At 33.3% G+C, this 255-nt stretch carries 1 protein-coding gene; it reads left to right on the forward strand.

Annotated features, from left to right (window positions below):
- Positions 1-255 (forward strand): hypothetical protein (locus tag NF27_RS12155; RefSeq protein WP_039454577.1); only part of this gene is annotated, 255 nt, incomplete at both ends.

Consider the following 255-nt stretch of genomic DNA (forward strand, 5'->3'; position numbering starts at 1 on the left):
GCAGGGTTTTAAAATATAGTATAGGGAATGCCTCAACCACGGAAATACAAAAAGAGATAAATGAGTGTGAGAAATCAGGTATTTTAATTAGAGTAGGCAATAAGTTTACTACTCAAGAATTGTTAGAGAAGGAAAAGCAAATCTTAAATTATGCTAAAAAAAGTTTAGGTGCAGCTAAGGTGATCATAAATGAGAAGCATTTTGTAAAGCGGTGTCAAAGCTTTGAAATGAGGGAGAAAGCTAAAGATCCGAATT

Origin of the sequence: Candidatus Jidaibacter acanthamoeba (assembly GCF_000815465.1) — a bacterium.
GTDB classification, from domain to species: domain Bacteria; phylum Pseudomonadota; class Alphaproteobacteria; order Rickettsiales; family Midichloriaceae; genus Jidaibacter; species Jidaibacter acanthamoebae.